The following is a 4,010-nucleotide window of genomic DNA, read 5'->3' as shown; positions in this document are numbered from 1 at the left end:
ATAGTCAATAATTCTCCCCCGTTCGGCTGGCTGACGGTAATACGCGGCCTGGAAAGCAAGTTAAAGTAGCCATCCGAGGCGTCGCTTGCCTGTGGCCTGTCGCTATCCGTTATACGCACTTTAACGGTAGCTGACGGATCATCGGGAATAACCCAGGAATATGTACCATCATTTGCCTGTCCGCTGGAAATCTCTATCCAGTTTTCGCCGTCTGCGGAGTACTCTAAAAGAAGATTATTGCTTATTGTGCCTGTGGTCGTCCAAGTGATATTCCTTGTATCTCCATAAACCCATACCTCTGCCCCGTCAGGAGAAGTAACGGTAATTGACGGTTCAATAATAGAAAAGTCAGCGTCTGATGTATCTTCTGCCTTGACTGTAGTATCCCTGGCAACAGGCACTCCGGATTCAACCACCCTGACTTTCACCTGCGCGCCGACCGCATCCGGGACGATCCAGGAATATATCCCGGAATTATCCTGGCCAGAGGCAATTACCGTCCAGCTTGCCCCTCCATCAGTTGAATAATACAGATCCAAGGTATCATACAGCCGGCCAACCCTATCCCAAGCAATGTTATAAACATTACCCACATACCAGCTCTGGCCGCCGTTGGGGCTGGTAATAATAAGTTTAGGATTTGTTTCAATCGTGAAATTGTTATCGGAAATATCATAAAACCCCGCCTCATCCGATACGCTATAAACCTTTATTTTTACCGTGGCAGAAACATCATCGGGAACGCTCCAGGGATAACTGCCGTCTGCCGGCTGTCCGGAATCAATCAGCTTCCAAACAGCTCCCCCATCAACCGAATACTTCAATACAATATCATTTGCTGCTGCGCCTACCGACTCCCAGCTGATAGTGTGGGGATAACCCTTCTCCCATTCTTCTCCTCCATTAGGAGAGATAACTTGCAGGCCCGTAATAGCAAAATCGACATCCGAGGCGTCTAAAACCGCAGGATAATCATTGCTGACTATTTTTACCCTTGCCTGGCTGCTTATCTCTGCCGGGAGAATCCAGGTATAGGAACCAACGCCATCGCTTCCCGAAGAAGTAGAACTTGTAATGATGTACGGATAAGTTAGGCCGCTATCTGTGGATAAAAGCAATTGTACCGTGCTTCCTACTGCGCCGACATAAGACCAGGTAATTATTTGCGAGCTCTCCTTTCCCCAGTTTTCACCGCCGACAGGAGAAGTGATGGTAAAATTAATAATAAAGGTTATAGGCAAAGATGTGCCGGATATAGAAGGATATGCCTGATCGACGGCAGTAAGGGTAACCGTTTCGGATTCAGTATCGGTTAAGGTAACAGTAGCCACGCCAAGAGTAAAATCCGAGGCCGTTAAAGAATCCTTGCTCAAAACAGCGGAATCGGCCAGGTTTCCCCCTGTTTCGGTCTTGCTTACACTTACGCTGACAGCAGGACTGTAAGTTGTAATCGTATTGCCGCCTCCATCCTTGGCAGTGACCGTTATCGTCTGGTTCTCCCCGCAAACTGCCTGGTAACTCGGATGGGTTACTGAAAAATAATCGGTATTGGCGCTGTTTAACAGGATATCTTCCGAACCGGAGGCGGCGTATCCATCATAACCGCCTCCGGTAAAAAGCACGTCTTCGTTTGAAATAATTTGGATTGTTTTATCGTCTTTTGCATAGCTGACGCCCGTATTATAGATATCTATCCCCAGATTGCTTGCCGGCGAGGCGGCGGAAAAGCCGGCAAAAGAAAGTCCCGAGAGAATAAAAGAGTCGCCTTCCGAGAAATCATAGATAATGCTCAAGACTAATGTCTGGTTCGAATTCTCATAAGTTACCAGCGGGCTTATTTTAAAAGAAATGGGGCTGGTGATAACGGCGGAGGTCTGCGTAGTGTCCCACTGCATGCTAAAACCAGAAGGGATGATTATCCTCAAATCATTATCCGCATTGATTGCCCCTCCGGTAGAATCAGTTATTGTTATGGCGGAGATGACCGCGGATCCCTGTCCAGCCACAAAACTCTGGTTAGCAACCGAGGAAACAGTTACAGAGAGACCGCCCAGGGCAAAATCTGCGGAAACCCCTGTGCTGTAACCGTCGTAACTTCCGCCCGTAAAGCCAGTATCGGCAAAAGCACTAACGGCAGACGATAATAACAGCACTGTTATTATCGCTAACCCGGCCAACGCCTTCATCCCCATCGTCCTCCCCTTCGTAAAACGGGATCAGAATTATTTTCAGCGTCCTTTAGTTTAAAAAAATAATTCTGATCCCATTTTTGCATATTAAACCTCATCACATTAATCAATTGGTCAATACGTCCTGCGCTAAATAAGCGATACTGCTTTCTTTTTTGAGCAGCCCACTAAGGATTTTTCTGCGCAAGACCACGGCATCGGCGTATTTGCTGTGCGCCATCCAACAACGCAGAGAATCCTTTACCTTGGTAGCGGTCATCTTGCCATCTAAAAACAAGGATGAAAACCTGTTAAGCCTCTTCCTGAAACGTTTGACATTATCCGTAGCAAGCCGGCGATGCCAAGGGAAAATCCTGAACCCCAAGAACTTTATACCGCCGCAAACCGAATAAATCTGTGATTTATCCTCATGCAAACAAAGCTCCAACCTACTGGTCAAAAGCCTCCTTATTTTTTGTTTGATCCCGGATAATTCCTTTTTGTCGTTGTTAAAAATCAGGAAATCATCCATATAGCGCAGGTAATACCTTATTTTCAGATTGAATTTCACAAAATAATCCAACTCATTCAGGTAAAGGTTGGCGAAAAACTGGCTGGTGAGGTTGCCGATGGGCAGGCCTGTGCCCGTCTCATAAGCAGGCAGCGTCCTGGCTGAATCTATAATTTCATCAAGAAGCCAAAGCGCATCCTTATCCTTAATCTTAGCCCGCAGGATCTGTTTTATGATACGGTGGCTGATCGAAGGAAAATATTGTTTTATGTCCCCATGGAAACAAAAACTGTTGGCCCGCAGGAAGCTTTGCGCCCTATCCACCGCCTTGTGCGTTCCCTTATCCTTTCTGCAGGCATATGAATCATATATAAACGACTTATCGATTATCGGCTCGATAACGTCGTGGACTGCGTGGTGCACCACCCTGTCCCTGAAGGGAGCAGCGGCAATATTGCGTTCTTTGGGGTCATAGATCTTGAATAAACGATATTTGCCGTGGCGGTAGGTTTTTGCCAATAATTCCTTATGCAGGCGTCCGATCTCCTCCTCGAGAAAGAAGTTGAAATCCGCAGTCGAATTCCTGTATCTCCTTCCCCTGGAAGCCATGTGGGCGCTGCGGTAAAGGTTCTCCTTTGACACTATCCTGGGATAGATATTCCTCACTTTCATCGCATTCCCCCGTTATTGTTAATGGTAAAACCAAAGAGGTTTTGGCGGCCCGAGCCCCGTTATTGTTGTTCCGGCCCGAATTCGTGTTAGCCGCGTTGTTGCGGTCGGACGTGCGGACGTTCGACGCATCATTGTTCCAATTGCCGCCGCGATAACCGCCACGGACATTTTTCGACGCTAAACCATTTTATAGATCCATACCGGGAAGAAACTTTCGCTTGACGCAAGCCTCAACCCGGTATTATTGCGTGTTTTCTCCTATCGGCATAAATCCCTTCAAGGAATGGATTTGGCGTCTGAACCTCTCTTAGTTTTACCTTCCGCTCCCGCGGTCCGTGGGCCGCGGGATCCTGGAAACACCCCCTTTCAAAGAACCGCTGCTTTAAGCCAACCTCCAACCATCTTGCCTATTTCGATTCCCGATTGACAGAAAAAATCATAGCTGTCTATATTCACGTATTTCATATCCTTGGAAATCCTCATCATAAAACGCAAAACATCCAATTTCAGGTTAACCTTGATCAAAATCTCCCTTTTCTGCTTAGAGTAATTCGCCTCTATTAACATCTCTAATATTTCAAGCAGTATTTTTTCTATGCGGTCTGCCAGCAAAAACCTTTGGTCTCTTGGAAAATTCGCGATTTTTGGCAACATCCAAA

The 4,010-nt window shown here is 46.7% G+C and carries 3 protein-coding genes; all 3 read right to left on the bottom strand.

What is annotated here, in order from left to right:
• Nucleotides 1–2,186 (bottom strand): Ig-like domain-containing protein (locus PHV44_07450; GenBank protein ID MDD5593096.1); only part of this gene is annotated, 2,186 nt, incomplete at its 3' end.
• Between the two features lie 109 nt (nucleotides 2,187–2,295).
• Nucleotides 2,296–3,351, bottom strand: coding sequence for a reverse transcriptase/maturase family protein (locus PHV44_07445; GenBank protein ID MDD5593095.1), 1,056 nt, complete (start codon nucleotides 3,349–3,351; stop codon nucleotides 2,296–2,298).
• Between the two features lie 366 nt (nucleotides 3,352–3,717).
• Nucleotides 3,718–4,010: diversity-generating retroelement protein Avd (gene avd / locus PHV44_07440; GenBank protein MDD5593094.1), on the bottom strand; the 293-nt coding region annotated here is incomplete at its 5' end.

This window comes from Candidatus Omnitrophota bacterium (genome assembly GCA_028717245.1).
In the GTDB taxonomy this organism is placed as follows: Bacteria; Omnitrophota; Gorgyraeia; order Gygaellales; family Profunditerraquicolaceae; genus JAGUYA01.
The sequence above is the reverse complement of the archived record's forward strand: the minus strand, read 5'-3'. Positions and strand labels throughout refer to the sequence as shown.

Excerpts from the sequence above, each read along its gene's own strand:
- PHV44_07445 (MDD5593095.1), bottom strand. The coding sequence starts at position 3,351 with ATGAAAGTGAGGAATATCTATCCCAGGATAGTGTCAAAGGAGAACCTT.